This is a genomic window from Pseudomonas sp. GX19020 (assembly GCF_023371075.1).
In the GTDB taxonomy this organism is placed as follows: Bacteria; Pseudomonadota; Alphaproteobacteria; order Rhodobacterales; family Rhodobacteraceae; genus Pseudogemmobacter.
Window position 1 is genome coordinate 44,125 of the sequence record NZ_JAMCCR010000010.1, and the last position, 18,880, is coordinate 63,004.

19 protein-coding genes and 1 pseudogene are annotated in these 18,880 nt (G+C 62.8%); 12 read left to right on the forward strand and 8 right to left on the reverse strand.

Annotated features, from left to right (window positions below; genetic code table 11):
- Window position 1: 1 nt before the first annotated feature.
- A complete protein-coding gene (locus M3484_RS15230) occupies window positions 2-358 on the reverse strand; it encodes a hypothetical protein (RefSeq protein WP_092904367.1) in 357 nt (118 codons plus the stop codon).
- 219 nt (window positions 359-577) lie between these two features.
- On the opposite strand from M3484_RS15230, the gene M3484_RS15235 reads away from it, so the two are divergent.
- From M3484_RS15235 to M3484_RS15270, 8 genes are all read left to right on the forward strand, one after another.
- Window positions 578-3,274, forward strand: coding sequence for a hypothetical protein (locus tag M3484_RS15235; protein WP_249497524.1), 2,697 nt, complete (start codon window positions 578-580; stop codon window positions 3,272-3,274).
- Window positions 3,275-3,521: 247 nt separating this feature from the next.
- A complete protein-coding gene (gene bioB / locus M3484_RS15240; protein WP_349306281.1) occupies window positions 3,522-4,469 on the forward strand; it encodes a biotin synthase BioB in 948 nt (315 codons plus the stop codon).
- Complete coding sequence (locus M3484_RS15245) at window positions 4,466-5,599, forward strand: 8-amino-7-oxononanoate synthase (RefSeq protein WP_249497525.1); 1,134 nt, start codon at window positions 4,466-4,468, stop codon at window positions 5,597-5,599. The genes bioB and M3484_RS15245 overlap by 4 nt, the downstream gene beginning before the upstream one ends.
- Window positions 5,596-6,213, forward strand: a complete 618-nt coding sequence (gene bioD / locus M3484_RS15250) for a dethiobiotin synthase (protein WP_249497526.1) — start codon at window positions 5,596-5,598, stop codon at window positions 6,211-6,213. The genes M3484_RS15245 and bioD overlap by 4 nt, the downstream gene beginning before the upstream one ends.
- Window positions 6,213-7,481, forward strand: a complete 1,269-nt coding sequence (gene bioA / locus M3484_RS15255) for an adenosylmethionine--8-amino-7-oxononanoate transaminase (RefSeq protein ID WP_249497737.1) — start codon at window positions 6,213-6,215, stop codon at window positions 7,479-7,481. Before bioD ends, bioA begins: the two co-directional genes overlap by 1 nt.
- Window positions 7,481-8,074, forward strand: coding sequence for a pimeloyl-ACP methyl esterase BioG family protein (locus M3484_RS15260; protein ID WP_249497527.1), 594 nt, complete (start codon window positions 7,481-7,483; stop codon window positions 8,072-8,074). The genes bioA and M3484_RS15260 overlap by 1 nt, the downstream gene beginning before the upstream one ends.
- Entirely contained in the window at window positions 8,071-8,802 is a 732-nt protein-coding gene (locus M3484_RS15265; protein ID WP_249497528.1) for a methyltransferase domain-containing protein, read from the forward strand. Before M3484_RS15260 ends, M3484_RS15265 begins: the two co-directional genes overlap by 4 nt.
- Before the next feature lie 60 nt (window positions 8,803-8,862).
- On the forward strand, window positions 8,863-9,465 hold the full coding sequence (locus M3484_RS15270; protein ID WP_092904353.1) for a GntR family transcriptional regulator: 603 nt from the start codon (window positions 8,863-8,865) through the stop codon (window positions 9,463-9,465).
- A gap of 22 nt (window positions 9,466-9,487) precedes the next feature.
- Here M3484_RS15270 and M3484_RS15275 read toward each other — a convergent pair whose 3' ends face one another.
- The 5 genes from M3484_RS15275 to M3484_RS15295 all read right to left on the reverse strand — a co-directional run bounded on the left by M3484_RS15275 (window position 9,488) and on the right by M3484_RS15295 (window position 12,485).
- Complete coding sequence (locus M3484_RS15275; protein WP_249497529.1) at window positions 9,488-9,772, reverse strand: PRC-barrel domain-containing protein; 285 nt, start codon at window positions 9,770-9,772, stop codon at window positions 9,488-9,490.
- Window positions 9,769-9,960: a DUF3008 family protein gene (locus M3484_RS15280; RefSeq protein ID WP_249497530.1), complete on the reverse strand. Its 192-nt coding sequence runs from the start codon at window positions 9,958-9,960 to the stop codon at window positions 9,769-9,771. Before M3484_RS15280 ends, M3484_RS15275 begins: the two co-directional genes overlap by 4 nt.
- 16 nt (window positions 9,961-9,976) lie before the next feature.
- On the reverse strand, window positions 9,977-10,498 hold the full coding sequence (locus M3484_RS15285; protein WP_249497531.1) for an MgtC/SapB family protein: 522 nt from the start codon (window positions 10,496-10,498) through the stop codon (window positions 9,977-9,979).
- A gap of 589 nt (window positions 10,499-11,087) precedes the next feature.
- On the reverse strand, window positions 11,088-11,678 hold the full coding sequence (locus tag M3484_RS15290) for an exopolysaccharide biosynthesis protein (RefSeq protein WP_249497532.1): 591 nt from the start codon (window positions 11,676-11,678) through the stop codon (window positions 11,088-11,090).
- 492 nt (window positions 11,679-12,170) lie between these two features.
- Window positions 12,171-12,485, reverse strand: a complete 315-nt coding sequence (locus M3484_RS15295) for a hypothetical protein (RefSeq protein ID WP_249497533.1) — start codon at window positions 12,483-12,485, stop codon at window positions 12,171-12,173.
- A gap of 984 nt (window positions 12,486-13,469) precedes the next feature.
- Between M3484_RS15295 and M3484_RS15300 the strand changes: the two genes are divergently transcribed.
- Complete coding sequence (locus M3484_RS15300; protein WP_249497534.1) at window positions 13,470-14,543, forward strand: HWE histidine kinase domain-containing protein; 1,074 nt, start codon at window positions 13,470-13,472, stop codon at window positions 14,541-14,543.
- Here M3484_RS15300 and M3484_RS15305 read toward each other — a convergent pair.
- Window positions 14,492-15,027 (reverse strand): annotated as a pseudogene (locus M3484_RS15305) (SDR family oxidoreductase). The gene M3484_RS15300 and the pseudogene M3484_RS15305 overlap by 52 nt on opposite strands.
- Between M3484_RS15305 and M3484_RS15310 the strand changes: the two are divergent.
- The 3 genes from M3484_RS15310 to M3484_RS15320 all read left to right on the forward strand — a co-directional run bounded on the left by M3484_RS15310 (window position 15,004) and on the right by M3484_RS15320 (window position 18,116).
- On the forward strand, window positions 15,004-15,672 hold the full coding sequence (locus tag M3484_RS15310) for a response regulator (protein WP_249497535.1): 669 nt from the start codon (window positions 15,004-15,006) through the stop codon (window positions 15,670-15,672). The pseudogene M3484_RS15305 and the gene M3484_RS15310 overlap by 24 nt on opposite strands.
- A gap of 206 nt (window positions 15,673-15,878) precedes the next feature.
- Entirely contained in the window at window positions 15,879-16,442 is a 564-nt protein-coding gene (locus M3484_RS15315) for a response regulator (RefSeq protein WP_249497536.1), read from the forward strand.
- An 84-nt stretch (window positions 16,443-16,526) separates the two neighbouring features.
- Window positions 16,527-18,116 carry a sensor histidine kinase gene (locus M3484_RS15320; protein WP_249497537.1) on the forward strand — a complete coding sequence of 530 codons (1,590 nt, stop codon included), beginning with the start codon at window positions 16,527-16,529 and terminating at the stop codon, window positions 18,114-18,116.
- A 151-nt stretch (window positions 18,117-18,267) separates the two neighbouring features.
- Here M3484_RS15320 and M3484_RS15325 read toward each other — a convergent pair whose 3' ends face one another.
- Window positions 18,268-18,807, reverse strand: coding sequence for a sigma-70 family RNA polymerase sigma factor (locus M3484_RS15325; protein WP_249497538.1), 540 nt, complete (start codon window positions 18,805-18,807; stop codon window positions 18,268-18,270).
- Window positions 18,808-18,880 lie beyond the last annotated feature (73 nt).

Genomic DNA, 18,880 nt, shown 5'->3' on the forward strand with positions numbered 1-18,880 from the left:
ATCATGCGCGGCGGCGGTTCATGGCCGCAGCAGCCGCCAATGCGACAAGGCCCGCGCCGATCATCGCCCAGTCAACGAGATGCGCCGTCAGGTCGCCCTGATTGGCCTGCGAGATCCGGCGTGCTGCCGCCTGGGCATCATCGCCCGATGCCTGGGCATCCATCATCGCCACCATGCCGGCATCGCCGCATTTGGGCAGCAAAAGCGCCAGGGCCTCGGCATCGTCACCGCTTTGCGCGCGGACCTGCGCTTCGCAGCGCGCCTGGTCTGCCGCGCTGACGCCTGCACCGGCAAATTGCCGATAACCGCCAAAGCCCAGCAATGCGAGGCCAATGATAACAAGAAGAAGTTTCCGCATGACGCAGTCCATTTGGTATGTTTCCACGCCCTGTAGCACAGATGTTCTGCCGGAACAGTCACTCCCGGATTTGGGCCGGGCGCATCCCCTGTCTCTCGGCAGGATCACGCCGGATGCATTGCGTCCCTGCTTGGAACCGGCCTCCTTCCGGTCCATCCTGCCCGGCATCGGCAGCCGGCCTGTGATCGTGGCCCGGGACGTCACCATTTGTGAGTTTTGATGATCAGGATCACCTTGCCCGCCCTTGCTTTGCTTGCGTCCGGGGTCTGCTCTCCGGCCCTGGCGCAGGAACCTTTGCCCCATCAGCCGCTGGAAACCCGCCATATCTGCGCTGCCCAACCGATTTACGCGGCACCTGCCGGGGCGGCAGCACGCGAACTGGCGGCGGGCGAAGCGGTCACTTTACGCGACGTGACCTTCGGCCCGGATGGTGCCGCATGGTTCGCTGTGGATTACGCGACCGGAAAGGGGCTGGAGCGGGCAGTGGGCTATCTGGAGATTGCCGGGGTCACGCATTTCTGCCCTCCGACGACTGCAAGTGACAGCCGCGACCGGATCTACCTCGCTCCGCCGAACACCTGCCATCTTGTTGCAGGCCATGCCGATACGCTGTCCGAGCTGAACAATCTCGCGGCCTCCCTGCCTGCTTTTGGCCCCTCTGCGTCCGGCTATCGGCTGCAGGCGGGGGGCTATGCACTGGTATTGGGTCTTCTGAGCACCGGGGCCAGCGAAAGGACAGTCCGCCTTTCCGATCGGCTGCCAGAGGGCAGTTCCTGTGTCTCCGGTGCCGGTTTCAGCGCGGCGCTGATCCGGGATGATGCCGGATTTGTCGAAGCAGGGCAGGGCGGATCGCAGGAGGCTGCGGCCTTGCTGGCCGAAGCCCGTCTGGCCGGGGATCCTGCGGGGATGAAACAGGCCTGCGATCTGGGCCTCGGCACGGCCTGCACCGCATTTGCCGGCCTGATCTATGATGCGACGGAAGGGCCGGGCCGTGGGCCCGCCGTGGTCACACGCTATGCTCTGTTGGGCTGTATGGCCAGTGACCTGGAAGGGTGCCGGCTGGCGATCAACCGGCAGGACAATACGACAGAGCTTGCGCAGGATCAGGCGCTGCCGGGCGGGGTGACTGCGGATAATCGCGTGACGGTGGAGCTGTCGAAACTGCTTTGCGATGCGCAGGACCGCGTGGGCTGTATCCTGCTGGCGCGGAACACGGCGGCAGATCGCAGCCCGTCCCTCGTCGAGGCGGCATCGAATTTCGCGGCCAATCTGACCGCCTGCCAGCAAGGGATCGGCTGGATTTGCGAGGGGCTGGAAGAGGGCTTTCGCGCGGTGACAGTGGCACGGGGCGCGACCGGTCTGACCCCGGACGAACGGTTCGCGCTGGCGGGCATCGAGGCGGGCATTTGCACCCAGGGCCCCCGCGATCCAAATCAGCGCAGCTGCAAATCCGCCTATTATCTTTACCGCGATTTCCTTACCTATGGCGATCCTGATGCGCGGGGTCCGGCGCGTGTGACCCGGGCCAGTGCCTTCCTGACTGAAGGCTGCGCAGCCGGCGATCCGGCGGCCTGCGCCACCCTGTCAAAGCTGCCCGATTTCTGGCCGGTGTCCGAGCGGCAGGCCGCGGCCGCCCGCGCGATTGCGCTCTGTGACGCTCAGGAAAACAAGGACAGCATCTGCGAAAGCCTTGGCGCGGCCATGGACGTGACACTCTCCGAGGCCCGTCCGGCCTTGCGCGCCCGATATGATACCCTTGCCCTATCCTGCCTGTCCCCCGAGGACGGATCCTCGCAGGATTGCAATCAGGCGCTGTATGTCTATGCGGCGCTGGAGGCCGCGGATGGTCTGGACACGGTCGAAGCGATGCTGAAAGAGGCCTGTTCGCGCAGCAATATCAAGGGCTGCGCGCCGCTGGCGGGCCTTTACGCTAAGGTCGGATATGAAACCCAGGGCGTGACCATTCCCGCCCGCGACGATCCAGAGGCCTGGCTTGCGACCCTGCGCATGGGCTGCCGGGATGCACGCGATATGGCGCGGGCCGCCAATACCTGCAGCCAGCTTGCGGATGCCATGGCAGAGCGCGATGACGGGGAAGGCGCGCTCTATATCCGGTCGATGGCCTGCGAGGCGCTGATGGCCAGCGGAAATGATCAGGACAGCCGGGCCTGCTATGATGCGGCAAAGCTGGCGCTGGCGGATCAGACGCGTTTGCCCGAGGCCCTGCGATGGGCCCGGTTCACCTGCAACAGCGCCGACGTTTCGGTGGCGCCCTATGGGTGCAGGCTGGCCGGGGATCTGCTTTCCGGCGGGGCAGCCCCGCCCGCTGATCCGGCTTTTGCCCTGGCCGCTTATCAGCGCGGCTGCTTTCATGACCGCGTCAACACCACCGATGGGGCGGCCTGCCTGATCTATGGCGGGATGCTGACTGACAGTGTGCGCCGGGGCGAGACACTGCCCGTGCCGCTCGCCTTCGCATCTTCCGCAGAGGAAGAAGATCCGCCGCCGCCGTTGGTGCTGTCAGAGGCCTCGCGCGCCTTTGACATGGGCTGCATGGACAATATTGCGCAGGCCTGCGCCGCCAATACGCAGCTTTTGGAGGAATGGAGTGCGGGCGATCTGCCCTCTGACCCGTTCACCTGTCAGGTCAGAGCTGTGAGCGGCGAGGTGATCTCGGACAAACCCTGTCATGGCTTTATCTTCTGGCAGGCTTCAACAGAGATGCAGAAGCTGCGGGAGCAGATCGCGCTGAACGTCTATGTCTGGCCGGACGGGGATCGCAGCGTAACCTATGTCCAGGACGGCATCTGGCGCCTGAACGAGGTCAGAACCGATGGTCCGGTGACCGAAGCGACGGGGCGCTGCTGGCACAACCCGATCTCGACCCGCAGTTTCTGCGTGGCGCCGGCACAGTGAGGATGCGGCATCGGCGGATCGGATGATGGTGCGGTTTGCAGCGCCCCAGAAACACGGGATGCAGATAATATATTATAGACAAACCGGAATGCCCCTGCCGCTCGTTCCAGGTGCGATTTTTAATATAGATATTTGATTTTAAATATTAATTTAAATTCAGATCTGGATCGAATAATAGATAACTTTGCAAATTGAGCGCGCGCCCGGTTCCCTGTCTGCTTGATCGCAGCCCTGCCGGAGGACCCCGATGCAAATGCGTGCGAGCCCTGTCTATAATCTGCCCCTGATGGATCTGCTGTTCCGCGCCCAGAGCGTGCATCGGGAAAATTTCGACCCGAACCGCATCCAATGCGCGAAACTCCTGTCGATCAAAACCGGCGGCTGCCCGGAAGACTGCGCCTATTGTGCGCAATCGGCGCGCAACGGATCAAAACTCAGCGCCTCGAAAATGATGGAGGTGCAGAAGGTCCTGGCCGAGGCTAAAAAGGCCAAAGACGCGGGGGCGACGCGCTATTGCATGGGGGCCGGGTGGCGCTCACCGAAAGCGCGCGACATGCCGGCGGTCATCGCCATGGTCGAGGGGGTGAAGGCCCTCGGGCTCGAGACCTGCATGACGCTGGGGATGTTGGATGATGACCAGGTGGTTCAGCTCAGGGCGGCGGGGCTTGATTATTACAACCACAATATCGACACCTCCGAGAGCTTTTACCCCTCGATCATCACCACCCGCAGCTTTGCCGACCGGCTGGAGACGCTGGAACGCGTCCGCGTGGCCGGGATCAATGTCTGTTCCGGTGGGATCATCGGCATGGGAGAGAGCCCTGAAGACCGGATCTCGATGATCCAGACCCTGGCCGATCTGCCCGAGCCGCCGAAATCCATCCCAATCAATATGTTGATGCCGATGGCAGGCACACCCCTGGCAGATGTGGCACCGCTTGATCCGATCGAGATGGTGCGTACGATTGCCACCATGCGTATTCTGGCGCCGAAATCCTATGTCCGGCTTTCGGCGGGACGCAGCGCGATGTCGGATGAGCTGCAGGCGATGTGCTTTTTTGCCGGTGCCAATTCGATCTTTGTCGGCGATACGCTGCTGACAGCGGATAATCCCGGCGACAGCAAAGACGCGCAGCTTTTCGCAAGGCTCGGCCTGCGCGCCGAAGAACTGCGGCTTTGTGGGGCGGCGGCGTGAGCCTTTTTCCCCGACATGCCGAACGGCTTGCGGTCACCGCAGCGCGAGGGCGCGCCCGCGCGCTGTTGCCGGCACTGGGGCGTGACTTTGCCTCGAATGATTATCTGGGCCTGAGCGCATCCGCCGTCCTCGCCGATGGGGTGCAGGCGGCCATCGCCCGCGGTGTGCCCGTGGGGTCGGGCGGATCGCGGCTGTTGCGCGGCAATGATCCGGAATTTGCGGCGCTGGAGGCCGAAGCCGCCGATTTCTTCGGCACCGAATCCTCTCTGTTCATGGGCGGTGGCTTTCAGGCCAATCAGGCGATCTTCTCGGCCCTGCCGATGGCAGATGATCTGGTGCTTTATGATGCAAGGATCCATGCCAGTGTGCATGAGGGGATGCGGCTCGGCCCGGCGCAAAGCCTGGAATTCCGCCATAACGACGCGCAGCATGCAGAGGATCAGATCCGCGACTGGCGCGTCAATGGCGGTCGCGGGCGGATCTGGATCGCGCTTGAGACGCTCTGTTCGATGGATGGGGATTTCGCGCCACTGGCCGATTTCATCGCACTGGCGCGGGCTTACGATGCCGTACTGGTCCTGGATGAAGCCCATGCCACCGGGCTTTACGGGCCGATGGGGCGCGGGCTTGCCGATGTGCCGGGCGATATTGCATCGATTGTGGTCCATACCTGCGGCAAGGCGCTCGGGGCCGGTGGCGCGCTGATCTGCGCCGGGCGCATCGTGACCGAGACGCTGATCAACCGCGCGCGCCCCTTTATCTATGCCACCGCCCCTTCGCCGCTGGTTGCGGCGGCGGTACGTGCGGCGCTTTTGCTGTTGCAGACACGGCCCGCACTGATCGGACATGCCAAAGACCTGCGCCTTCATGCCCATCGCGCCGCCAGTGGCGCGGGGCTTAAGCTCGGCCGCAGCCAGATCCTGCCTCTGATCATAGGTCAGGACCATGCGGCGCTCAGGGCCGCGCATGACCTGCGCGAGGCGGGGTTCGATCTGCGCGCTATCCGGCCGCCCACTGTCGCGAAAGGCTCTGCGCGTCTGCGCATCTCGATCACCGGTGGGCTGCAGGTCACGGATATCGATGCGCTTTTCGCGGCCATCGCGGGGATGAAAACAGAGTATCCGACATGAGTTCCGCCATCATCATCACCGGCACAGATACCGGGATCGGCAAGACCGTGTTCAGCGCCGGGCTGACGCTGGCGTTGCAGGCAAGCTATTGGAAACCCGTCCAGGCCGGGCTTGACGAAGAGACTGACAGCGAAACCGTCGCCCGCCTGACCGGCCGTCCCACCCTGCCCGAGACATATCGGCTGAAGCTTCCCGCTTCGCCGCATCATGCGGCGGCGCGCGAGGGGATCAGGATCACAGCGATGCCGCTGCCCCCGGTCGACGGCCCGCTGGTGGTCGAGGGGGCGGGGGGCGCGCTGGTGCCCCTGGACGGCAGTTTCCTTTACGCCGATCAGATGGCGAAATGGCAGGCCCCGGTCATCGTGGTGGCACGGACCGCACTTGGCACGATCAATCACAGCCTGCTGACCATCGAAGCCCTGCGCGCGCGCCGCGTGCCACTGCTGGGCATCGTCTTTATCGGCGAGGGAATGCCGGACAGCCAGCACAGCATCTGCCGGATCGCCGCCCTGCCATCCCTTGGCCGGTTGCCGTGCCTCGCGAATGTCACCCGCAGCGCGCTGGAACAGGAATTTTCGGCTATCGACCTGGCGACCGTAAAGGCTGCGCTGTGATGGAGGATCTGGCCTTTGACCGCAGCCATATCTGGCATCCCTACAGTTCGATTGCGCATCCGGCGCCGCAGCACAGGATCAGGCGGGCCGAGGGTATCTGGCTGACGCTCGATGATGGCCGGCGGATGATCGACGCCATGTCCTCCTGGTGGTGCGCGGCCTTTGGCCATGCGCCGCCCTCGCTGGTCAAAGCGCTGCAGGACCAGGCGGCGCAGCTGCCGCATGTCATGTTCGGCGGGCTGACCCATCAGCCGGCCATCGACCTCAGCCGCCGGCTGACAGCTGTACTGCCGGAGGGGCTCGACCGGATCTTCTATGCCGACAGTGGCTCAGTCGCGGTTGAGGTGGCGGTGAAACTGGCCATTCAGGTCCAGATCGCGCGTGGCCATCGCAGGCGCACTGCCCTGGCGACCGTGCGCGGCGGCTATCATGGTGACACATGGAAGGCGATGAGCCTTTGCGATCCCGAAACCGGCATGCACAGCCATTTCGGCCGTGCCATTGCGCCGCAGCACTTCGCCGCCCGCCCGCCGGTGCCCTATGGCGCCGACTGGCCCGAGGACCCGGCGCTGAACGGCCTGGGCGAGGTCGAGGCGCTGCTGTCCCGCCATGACGCAGAGATTGCGGCCTTCATAATCGAACCTGTCGTCCAGGGCGCAGGGGGAATGTATTTCTACCATCCCGCCTATCTCAGGGGCCTGCGGGCGATCTGCGACCGTCATGCCGTTCTGCTGATCTTCGATGAAATTGCCACCGGCTTCAGCCGCACCGGTGCGCCCTTTGCGGCTGATCTGGCGGGGGTCAGGCCCGATATCATGTGCCTCGGCAAGGCGCTGACCGGCGGCATGATGAGCCTTGCCGCCACCATTGCCACGCGCGATCTCGCCTGTGAGGCGGGCATGTTGATGCATGGCCCGACCTTTATGGCCAATCCGCTGGCCTGCGCCGCTGCCGCCGCCGCCATGGATCTGTGGCAAAGCGCGGACTGGAGCGCCCGGGCCCGCGATATCGGCGCGCAGTTGCAGCGTGACCTCGCACCCGCTGCCGGTCTGCCTTCGGTGGCCGGGCTGCGCGTTCTGGGCGCAATCGGGGTGATCGAGATGAAAACGCCCCTGCCGATGGACAAGGTGCACCGTTTCTGCGCCGAAACCGGCGTCTGGCTGCGGCCCTTCGGCAAGCTGCTCTATACCATGCCGCCGCTGACGATCCGCCCGGACGAGCTGACGCAGGTCAGCGCGGCAATGCTTGCCATCGCAAGGGGGCTCTGATGCGGGCGCAATGGCTGCAAAGATCCGGCAGCGAGGATCTGATCCTGTTTTATGGGGGCTGGGCCGTCGGCGCAGCCGCTGTTCACCATCTGCAGGGCGGAGATGATGTCCTGGTTCTGGACGATTACCGCGATGAAACCCTGCCCGGGCTGCTGTTGCGCCCCTATCGCCGGTTGCATGTGATTGCCTGGTCGATGGGCGTGGCTGTCGCCGCGCGCCATCTGGACCATCTGGCACCGGCGCGGGCCACAGCCATCTGCGGCGCGCCCGATCCGCGCGCGACCATCGGCTCCCAAACTTATGACGCCACGGCAGCGTCGCTGACTGCAGAGAGCCTGCAGCGCTTCGCCTGTCGCGCCGGGGCCGACCTGCCGGAACAGACCGAACCCGGCGCCCTCGCGCAGGAATTGCAAAATCTTGCCCTGCGCGAAGCAGCGCCCGCCGCTGCATTCACCCATATCATTGCCGGACGGCGCGACCGTATCTTTCCGCAGGGCCGGATGGTTGCGCGCTGGCCGGAGCGGCAGATCACCTGGCTCGACTGCGGCCATAATCCGTTTTCGAACTGGCGTGCCTGGAGCGAGATCAGATGATGATGGCGCGGATCGCCACGGAATTCTCGCGCCACCATCACAGCTATGAGGGGGCGGCGCTGGCGCAGGCCCGGATCGCCGGACGCCTGGCCGAAGGTATCTTCTCCCATATCAGCACCGCCCGCAGGGTGCTGGAGCTTGGCCATGGCACCGGCCTTCTGACTCGGCAACTTGCCCGCCTGAACCCCGGGGATATCTGGCTGAACGATCTTGTCGCCCCGCTGCCGCAGCTGGCCTGGCCGGGGCAGGGGCGCGTATATCCTCTGCCCGGAGACGCCGCCGCCTGTGATTTCCCGCGCGATCTGGATCTGCTCGCCAGCGCCTCGATGCTGCAATGGATCGCCGATCCGCGTGACTTGCTGGCCAAAGCGGTGCAGGCCCTGCGCCCCGCAGGCCTGCTGGCGCTGTCAGGCTTTGGCCCCGACAATTTCCCGGAATTTTCCGGCTGGGGTCTGCCCCGGGGCGCGCCCTCCTATCTGAACGCTGCCGGCATATGTGATGCCCTGCCCGCCGGGATGGAGGGTCTTGTCTTGCGCGACGAGACCATCACTCTGCAGTTCGAAAGCGCCGAAGATCTTTTTGCGCATCTGCGCGCCAGCGGCGTGAACGGCTTTGCCGCAGGGCGGCTTTCGCCCGGTCGGCTGCGCGGCCTGCTGCGAGAGATCAACGCGGCAGGGCCGCCCACTTTGACCTATCGCCCGTCTTATTGTATTGCGCGCAGATCATAGATGGCCCTTAACGGCGCCCGCCACGCTCTTTCCCACCGTCCACCAAGGTTGATCGACGTCATGCCAGCCGTCCCAACGCCACAGCTGATCGCGGATGAACTGGCAAGACGCATCATCCGCGGTGAACTGATGGCGGGTGAAAAGCTCCGACAGGATTACCTCGCCGCTGAATTCGGAACCAGCCATGTCCCCGTGCGTGAGGCGCTGCTGAAACTGGTCGCGCGCGGCCTGGTCGTGTCACAGCACAACAGGGGCATGCAGGTCGCGCCGCTTGACCCTATGGCCCAAAGGGAGCTGAAGCTGATGCGGCTGGCGCTCGAGCCGCTGACCTTGCTGCACTCCGTGCCCAATCTCACCCCCGGCCAGGTGCGCGAGGCCGATGCCCTGCGCCAGGCCTGTGACCAGGCGCAGAATATCTTTGACTGGGAAGAGCTTAACCGCGCCTTCCATATGAAGATCTATGAGGCCTGCGAGATGCCCCGGCTGTTGGAAGCAGTCGAGAGCATGCAAAATCTGGCGGCGCGTTATATCCTTGTCCATTACAGCAAACGGTGGAAACCGCGCGTCGACAATGATCATTATGGTATCATGGTCGCCATCCGCCGCCATGACACCAAAGCTGCCTCAGCCATTCTCGAACGTCACCTGAACCGCCTGAACTGATCGCCCCGGCCTGGCCCACGGCTCAGAGCTTTATTTCAGGCAACATCTCCAGCTCGTGGAGTGTCAGTCGCGTCTCGAGCATGATTGCTCCGTTTTCCTCCCGGCCAATCCGCATGTCGGTCGCGCCCAGTTCAATGGTCTTGCCACCGGCGCAAAAGAGCCCGCCGAGCTCCACAAATATTACCGCGGACTTGCCGGAGCCGAGAACATCGCTGACTGAGCCGACGGCTTCGTTTCGTGAGGCGAAAACCTGTTTGCCGACCAAAAGGGCGCGGGTGATTTCAGCCGGCTGCAAAGGGGTCATCATGGGTCATCCTCCACCCGGTCCGGCAAGCCGTCATGCGGGGTGGAGGCGAGCGCTTCCAGCTCGGCCTCGGTCATGCTGTCAAACAATTCCTTTGACGCGCCAACCAGATCCTTGCGCGCGGTTTCCCCCCGTTTTGCCGACAGGGCAGCCCCGGCCGCCTTTTGTTGAGCTTTCGATTTTGCGGGCATCTTTGCCTCCTTCCCGTCAGTGATTTTCGTCCGCGGTGCTGGCTTCACAGCTTCGCGCAATGCGGCGCGACACGCGCCCGAGCACCCACAGCACCAGGATCGAGAGCACCGTCGCCATGATGGCAAGCGGCAGGAGGCCACTGCCACAGGCGAGGCCGATGGCTCCGGCCATCCACATACCTGCGCCGGTCGTCAGCCCGGTGACCTTGCCGCCCGAGGTAATGATCGAGCCTGCAGCGAGGAAAGCCACTCCGGCGGTGACCGCCTCGATCAGGCGCAACGGGTCAGTCTGCAACCGCGTGGCTCCGGGGAATTCCTGCGCCATGATCTCGGCTGCGATCAGGGTGAACAGGCAGGCCGCCATCGAGACAATAATATGGGTCCGGAGCCCTGCTGCACTGGAGTGAAGCTCGCGCTCCAGGCCAATTGCTGCACCCAGAAGTGCGGCGAACAGCAGGCGCACCAAAGCTGCTTCGGCGCTGACAGCTTCGAAAGGGTCGCGGAACTCGTTACTTACAAGGCTGACTATGCTCTCCATCACCTCTCCTCATTCAAGGCGAAATTATTGCGGAAGCTGCAAGGTGACATTGGGCGCTCCTGTGCAGCGACATCCAATCCTGAGCCCCGCTCATTTGTTCCCGCACGCCCCTGGTTGCGGCGAAAATCCCCGGTTCTTGCCGCGCCGGGCGGCAGCAGACTGCCGATGCAGTCACAATGTGCCGGCGACCATTCATGGCAGCGGGCTGTTTCCCGGCCCTCAGGCATAGATCTTGGTCTATTCCGGGGTTATATCGGCGGGTGTATTGCAACCGGATCGAGGCCCTTGCGGATCAGTCCCGATCAGCTGAGCCTGATGCGGGACGGGAATGGCAGGGGGCACGGCAAAACCGCCCGCACGAAAGAGAAGATGCAAGACCTGCCAGAGCATCTGCACGGACCAGTCTTCGCGGCCTGGCGCCGCCAAAGAAAGCGGCCAGAGAAAAGGCGCCTGCAAGTGCAGGCGCCTTAACGTTTTTAACGGTACATATCTGAATGGAGCCTTGCTTCAGCTATGGTCCCGCGCGGGATAACGCCCGGACGCGGGAATTGTTCCCCGCAGACGGTGGGTCAGACAAAGAACTGCGCGCTCAGAACAGGGCCTCACCAAGCAAACGCACCATCCAGACCAGGGCGCCAAGGCACAGACCTGCCAGTACCAGCAAGGCGCCGTCCCGGGTCAGAACGGCCGCAGCCACGAGGGCAATCAGACCAGAGGCAACGGTGCCGGTGCCCGGCACCAGTTCCATGAAGGGCATGACGAGAGTGAGCGCGAGGATCAGGAAGAGCCAGATATAGAGACAGGGCTTTTCTGTCAGAAAGCTCAGCCTGGGCTGCAGGATCTGGTCCACGACCGCAATCGGCCTGCGCAGCCAGGAAACGGCAGACCGCAGGCGTTCGCCCGGAATTTCCCGGTCGGAAAGCAGTTCGGGCAACCAGATATGACGTCTGCCCGCAATCATCTGCGCCACAAGCAGAAACTCGACCAGCGCGACCACCGTCGTCACCCCGGGCACGATACTGGCCGGAGAAACCGCAATCAGCGCAAAAATCAGCATCAGCGTCGCGAAAGACCGCGCGCCGATCGCCTCGGCCACCGCGCCGATGCTGACCGTACCGGTCGCGCCAATCTCGTCCAGCTGATCAAGCACTGCACTCAGAACGTCCTTGCGGTCATCCATATCCTTGCCGGTCCTTTGCCATGCAGGGAGTCGTAAAACGCGTTCGCGGCAGCACTGTTCCGGATTATTTCGGAGCAAACCGCCCCACGCCCGGTTCCAGGCGAGGAAGCGACATGACCGCCCCACTGTAAAGCCCGCTGTTCCGCACCGGGCATATCCCTTGCCATCCCGACCACCATCCGGACCGGGCCAGTCCCGCAGGGTCTCTGCCGCCAGTCTTGCCGCAACCGGGCTCTGGCCTGACCGGCGGCCCCCTTTTTTTGAAAAGACATGGCGAAAATTTGGAGCGGCCCGTTGCAAGGCGGGCCGCAGGGCGTTGCGAAAATACGGTCTGTCGATGTTTTCCCGCCGTCCTGCAGGGGCCTGATAGGCAGGAAAACCGGCAGAGCCCATTCCGGAAGTCCCACCAGAAACTGCATGATTTAAGGGCCGCCCTTGTCGCGACTGCAAGGCTGGCCACGCCAACGCCTCCGGCAAATATCTGGGCCTCGTCTACCCGGGTGTCAGCTCCTGCGGCGCGTTGGGCACCGGCGGGCTTTCGCGGGTGGTGGGCGGCGTTGCTGTGCCCCCGGACGCTCCGGGCTGGGCCCCGGGCTCGATCACCTCGGCAGGTATGGTGGACTGCGCGGGTTCGTTGACGGTTCCGGCATCAAGACCGGCGGGCGCGTCCGGATCGGCTTCCACGACCTCTTCTCCGACCCAATAGACAATCAGCAGGACGCCAAACAGGGCGGCTGCGGCGATCCCCAGCAAAGGGGCCAAGTGACGCTTTCGCTGCTTTTCGAGGTTGGTATTTGGCGCAGACATGGTGCTCTCCTTTCTGTGCAGGTTCCGTGACAAACCGGCGCCGGGCGGTGATGTTCCCGCGCTGAGGAAATTGGCTGTAACGCACCCTGATCAACCTGCTGCCCGCCGGGCCGGCAAAAACGCAGCGCGGGCGGGGCGGCACTATCGGGTGGCCGCGCCTTGCGCCTGGCCAGCCCGCGCAGGACAGCGGCGAGCAGGACAGAATCCGCCTGGCAATCAGACGGCGGGAAACCACAGGGGTCGCCAAGTGTTCAGATAAGACCGACCACTGATGAGAGGATCGAAGATGCCTGTCAAAACACGACACAAAGGCGAAGTGCCCCGGGACGCTGCCAAACCCTCTGTCCTGGATGATGAGACATATCCGGCGGATATGGAGGATGAGCGCTCGGAGCCTGATGGGCAGGGTGATGGCAAATCAGGGCCGAGAAATCCAAAGACGATACCGAACCCTGACGGATAATGCCTGACGCTCCGGCCGGGCCCGCCGCCGTCGGACCTCCGGGTGCAACAGGCGAAGTGTGTCTCACAAAGCAGATCCCCTGCATCACCAAGACACCGGGAGTCTGGCTTGCGGATTGCGGCGATCCTTATGCAGGTGGCCATCGCATTTTTCGGCGTATGTTCTCAAACGCCGGGATGCCGGCGCCTTACCTTCGGAGCCTTGAGCCCCCTGCCAGGTCAGAAATGGGGGAGGTTCTGCCCCGGCTGACCATTGCCGAAAACACTGACAATCTCCTCGCCAGGACGGCCCCGCGTCAGCTGCGCGCAGGTGCGCCGGAACAAAGGGGAATCCGATGCACAGCGCCTGCGGCGCGGAACGGAGGCTGAGGAAAGCCCGGCGGCGGTGCCATCCGGACTGACCCTGCACCAGATTTGTCTTGATTCATTTGTGGAAGCCCACAACTATCCCGGCACCAGATGCCTTAAACGTCTGAATTCAGGCATGGGTTTCCTTCTGTGGACAGCAAAACTGATCGGGCCATGAATGCCCAGGTTCGTGAATTTGACTGGAGCATAACGCCGCTCGGGTCGCAGGCTGGCTGGCCGGTCGCCCTGCGCATCACATCGGATCTGATCCTGCGATCCGATTTCCCCAAATGTCTGTGCTGGGGCCCTGAGATGATCACGATCTACAATGATGCATTTGTGCCGATCCTCGGGCGTAAGGCACCCTGCCTTGGTCAGCCGTTCAGTAAGATCTGGGCCGAAGCCTGGCATGAGATCGGGCCAATCGCGGACCGGGCGCTGCAAGGACATTCGACCTTCATCCGCAATTATGAGCTGCAGATCGAACGCGGAGAAGGCAATGAAACCGGCTGGTTCACCTTTTGCTACAGCCCGGTCGCTGATGAGAACGGCGTGATTTCGGGGTTCATGAACACCGTTATCGAGACGACTGGCGAGGTTATGACCGCCCGCCGTAGCAGCATCCTGAACGGGGAATTGCGCCACAGGATCAAGAATGCCTATGCCAAAGCCATTGCGATTGTGCGGCTGACCTTCCGTCAGGCCAGATCGGTCGAAGAAGCAAAGGAAGCCGCTGTCAGACGGCTGTGTCAGCTTGACCAGGCGCAGCGGGCGCTTCTTGCGGATGCCTATGGCACGCTCGACATCCGCACGCTTATTGTCGATGCCCTTGCCGGCAGTCTGCCTGAAAACCGGCTTGTCATGCGCGGTCCGCCTGTGATGATCGAGGCCGACCAGGTGTTCGCGCTGAGCCTTGCTTTGGGAGAACTGGCGACCAATGCTCAGAAATACGGGGCCTGGTCGGATGACCAGGGTCGCGTGCTGATCGAATGGACGCAGCGGCGTGGCCAGTTCGAGCTGGTCTGGCGCGAAGTAGGTGGCCCCCCCGTTATCGAGCCCGCAACCAGCGGCTTCGGGCGGGAGCTGATCGAAGCCGCGCTCAGTCATGAGTTCCGGGGCGAGGCGCTTTTGAAATTCGACCCCGCAGGCGTGGTTTTCACGCTGCGATCCTCCGCCATCGGGCTGGAGCCCGCAGATCAGATCAGCGGTCTGCCACCGGTCACGGCCAGGGTGGCGCCCGAGATATAGCTCGACATCGGTTCTGCCAGCATCACATAGGCCGAGGCCAGCTCCACCGGCTGTGCCGGACGCTTCATCGGGTAGTTTTCACCGAATCCGGAGACTTTGTCGGCGGATATGCTGGCCGGTATCAACGGGGTCCAGACCGGGCCGGGTGCGACGCAGTTCACCTGGATCCCCTTTTCCGCCAGCAATTGCGCCAGGCCGCCGGTGAAATTCTGAACAGCCCCTTTGGTGGTCGCGTAGGCCAGCAGTGCCGGATCTGGCATATCGGCATTGATCGAGGCCGTGTTGAAGATGGAACTGCCACGCCGCATATGCGGCACAGCCGCCCTGGTCAGCCAGCACGACATCTGCCCCTTCGCGCGCATAGGCAAATGGCAACCGCCCGACCGATACCGCTGTCGGCGCCAGTGATCACCGCTACCATGCCATCAAGCCGACCGGCGCGGATCCAGGTTTCTTTGCCATGATCCGGCGGGGGCTGCATCATCCGAAAGCTGCCGGGCAGATCCTGAACCTGTTCCGGGAAGGGTGGCCCCGGGTAATCGAAATATTTCGGCAGCTTCCCTTGTCCGTCCCCTCGCCGGTTTTGTCACGTCAGGGCGCGTTGGCGATAATGGTGGGCGGTTCCGTCTGGTCAGAAGAATTGCGCATGTCATATCCTCCGCTTTACAGATTGCTGCGTGAACATTCAGAACAGCGGTTTGTTCCCGCAAGCGAGCGACCTGGAGTGTGGCTTCACGCGATTACTGTCTTACGCAAAGCGAAGGAGTATGATCCCATGAGGAACCCGGATCTGAGCTCACTTCTGCCTGCATTGAGTGGAATATCTGTCCTTGTCGTCGAGGATGAATATCTTCTGGCCACCGATCTTGCACAGTTTCTGCAACGGGGCGGGGCCTGTGTGATCGGCCCCTTTCCGACGCTGAGCGAAGCACTGAGCAGTGTATGCGCTGGTGCAAAACCGGATTTTGCCATGCTCGACGTCAATCTGAGGGGCGAGATGGTATTTCCGCTGGCCGATCACCTCATTGCTGCGGGGATCCCATTCCTTTTCATGACCGGATATGACACAGCCTCTTTGCCGGCGGCCTATGCCGAAATTCCCCGTCTTAGAAAACCAGTGGATCTCTGACCCGTCTTGCAGGACAGGCAGATCTTTGCCAGGCGGATATCCGCAGATTCGCCGCGCATGGATCATAACACATTGATAAGTATAATATGTTATGAATTATGAGAAGGTTGCGACAATTTCATCTTGCGTCATACTGCAGGCATAGTCCGATCCGTGCCGGGCCCGCTGCATCTGAACAGCTGAACCAGCCGCGAGACCGATAAGACATGCAAAACCTTTCTGGCCGCACAATCATGATCGTCGAGGATGACTACTATGTCGCCTCAGAACTCGCTGATCATTTCCGGGCGGCAAAGGCCAGGGTGCTTGGGCCGTTTCCATCCATCACCGCGGCCACGGATTATGTCGGGGACACCGATCTTGCGGTGCTGGATGTCAATTTGCGGGGACAGAAGGTCTATCCGCTGGCCGATCTTTTGATGGGCGCGGCCATTCCCTTCGTGTTTTACTCGGCGCATGAGATTGCCAGAATCCCGCGACGGTTCGCCCATATCGCGCGCCTGCCCAAACCACATGAAGCCAGCAAGGCTGTGGCGCTTTTGCAAAGCCAGATCCATACGCAAACGCTGATCGCCCTTCTGCCGAGGCTCAGGCTCTCGGCGCGGCTTATGCTCTCCGACGCGATGGCCGCAGACCGGCTGGTCGAGGCGACTTTGAGGCTCGCCTTGCGGGAACATCACAGCCTGCCAACACTGCCTCCACTGGAAAAATGGCTGCAACGGCTGATGGAACGTGTTCTGGCAGAGCGAGGCCGTGAGTTCCTGCAATGACGGGAGTGCGGCAGGAACCGGGATCAGCTGCCGCTGCCTCGGAGAGTTGTTGCAGCCCTCTGCGCGAGACGACCGGGATATCCGATGAACGATGCTTCCCTTCCTGATCCGACGAAGGATCCTGCAGATCTGCCCCCTGAGGTTGCGGCAGTAGTTGGCATCGGAATCTCCGCGATCTCGCTCGCCTCGTTTCTGGCTGTCCTTTCCGCGATAAAGCCTGGTCATGGTGGCGCTTACCTGGTTGCGGTTGGCGGCGAAGACCGCAAATCCTGTGCCGACATCCTTGCCCGGGCTGCGGCTGTCACCTCCCTGAAGGTCGCTATGGCCGAAGACGGCGCTCCCCTTTTGCCTGAGCATGTTTACATCGCCAGCCCTGACCACATGCTGACACTTGAGGCCGGTCACCTGTCTCTGCGCGATCCCCCGGCAGGTGAGACGACCGGGGCCGTCGATACATTGTTCGCTTCCATCGCGCGGGCTGAGGGGCGTCATGCGGTCGCTGTCCTGCTCAATGGGCTGCATGCCGAGGGCATAGTCGGGCTGAGGGCCGTGCAGGACTGCGGCGGTCTGACAATCGGGGAATGGGATCCGGGCTTTCCTGACATCCGCGGCACTCCAGGTCGTATCGCCGCTGAAATCGACCGCTGTATCGGCAGTCCTGCGGGCCTGCCCAGGGCGGGCCCCCGCAAAGCCGAACGCGCGCGGCAAGACAGCGCGGCGCGGCTGCACAGCCTGATGGAAGGGTTGCCACAGCTGTTCTGGCGTGCCGATCCGCGCGGCTTATGGACCTGGGTCTGCCCGCAATGGACCACCTGTACCGGTCAGCCTCTGGAAAGCGCTCTGGGCGAGGGCTGGCAGATACAGGCGCATCCCGACGATCTGGATGCTCTGCGGAAAGCCTGGGCCGCTGCCACAGGCGCGGCGGAAACGCAGGGCTTTGCGGCTGATTTCCGGCTGATGGATGCCACGGAGGGGGGATGGCGCTGGTTTCGGACGCGCGCCACCGCTGTGCGCGACTGCGACGGGAAGATCATTGAATGGCTGGGGACCTCGACAGATATAAACGAATTGCTCAGCCTGGAGGAACAGCAGCGGGCGCTGGTCGGGGAACTTCAGCACAGGACACGCAACCTGCTTTCCGTGGTGCGTCAGGTTTCACAGCGCACCCTGAAATCCGCGCGCGATCTGGAGGATTTCGGGCGGCGTTTCCGGGACCGGCTCGAGATGCTGGCGCGGGTGCAGGGCCTTCTCTCGGATCTTGACGGGAATTCAGGCCTCGGTTTCGACGCGCTGGTGCAGGCCGCGCTTTCGGCTGTCGGCGCGGATTCTGGCGAAAGCGTGAGCCTTGAAGGCCCCGCAGATGTGTCACTGCGGCCTTCCGCAGTGCAGTTGCTGGCCATGGCCCTGCATGAACTTGCCACCAATGCGGTACAGCACGGTGCTTTGGGATCTGCGGCGGGACATCTGCATATTGGCTGGCGGATCGAAGGAAAAGATCCATCACGGTTGCATATCCTATGGCGTGAAACGGGTGTCTCTCTGCCCGGGGCCGAGCCTGCCTGGGGGCAGGGGCGCGAACTGATAGAGCGCGCATTGCCCTATCAGCTTGATGCTGCCACCACCTTCCGGACCAGTCCGGAAGGGATCCTCTGCACGATCTCATTGCCAATCTGATCTGCGGACAGCGCCGAAGAGCAGTTCTATCCGGAGGATCGCCGTCGCAAGTCGGTTCCCGATCCGACTGCCCCCAATGTCGCAGGATCCTTGACCTGGCGGGCAGCGTTTCGCAGAGGACTGGTCCGCCGGCAGCTTATGAATTGCAGGCTTAGTAGTTGACGGCGATCAGGTCGCGCAATTCAGTCATCTGCAGATCATCCATCAGCATTTGCCGGCCGCGGCTGATCCGGCTTTTCACGGTGCCAACAGCGCAATCGCAGATCCGCGCCACATCCTGATAGCTCTCGCCCACCAGAAAGACGAGTACCAGGGCTTCCCGGTACTGCGACGGCAGCCGCCGGATCGCCTGCATCACCCGGCTGCAGGCAATATGTGCGTCATGCACAGGAAAAGATATCACCTGGCCTGAGACGCAGTCCTGACCACCAACCGGCTCGCGGGTTCTTTTCATGATGCCAGTCAGAAAGCTGTTGCGCATGATCGTAAAAAGCCAGGCCCGAAGATTGGTGCCTGGCTGAAAGCGGTCAATATTTGCAAGCGCCTTCACAAGCGTTTCCTGGACGAGGTCGTCGGCCTCTGGTCCGCCGCGTGTCAGGTTGCGCGCATAGATGCGGAGAAACGGGATCATTTCGACCACATTCTCCGAAGCTGCTCCGTCCTGCGGTCGTGTCTGCTTCGAGATGGTCATGATCGTCTCCCTATTCTTCTGCATGAAAGGGAAACGGGACCGGGGAAGTTAAGTTCCCCGCAACTTCAGCGCG